The 464-nt window shown below is 46.6% G+C and carries 1 tRNA gene and 1 rRNA gene; both read left to right on the forward strand.

From position 1 onward, the window contains the following. Positions 1 to 200, forward strand: a 16S ribosomal RNA gene (locus CPJCM30710_RS17485); the annotation flags it as partial. Positions 201 to 356: 156 nt separating this feature from the next. Beyond that, a tRNA-Ala gene (locus tag CPJCM30710_RS17490) sits at positions 357 to 432 on the forward strand. Positions 433 to 464: the final 32 nt, after the last annotated feature.

Raw genomic sequence — 464 nt, forward strand, 5'->3', positions numbered from 1 at the left:
TAGTAATCGCGAATCAGCATGTCGCGGTGAATACGTTCCCGGGCCTTGTACACACCGCCCGTCACACCATGAGAGTTGGCAATACCCGAAGTCCGTGAGCTAACCCGTAAGGGAGGCAGCGGCCGAAGGTAGGGTCAGCGATTGGGGTGAAGTCGTAACAAGGTAGCCGTAGGAGAACCTGCGGCTGGATCACCTCCTTTCTAAGGAAAATTTAGTTGATACTTAACGCATGTTAAGATTAACTACAATATATAATGAGTTGTCAAACGGATTGCTCTAATTCCTCTGTTTAATTTTGAGAGACCAAAAACTTGACAAAACTATGACAAGTTTAGGAAATCTCAATAAAATAATGTGGGGGTATAGCTCAGTTGGGAGAGCACCTGCCTTGCACGCAGGGGGTCAAGAGTTCGAATCTCTTTATCTCCACCACATAAGGGCTTATAGCTCAGCAGGTTAGAGCG

This window comes from Clostridium polyendosporum (assembly GCF_018332455.1).
Taxonomy (GTDB): Bacteria; Bacillota; Clostridia; order Clostridiales; family Clostridiaceae; genus Clostridium_AY; species Clostridium_AY polyendosporum.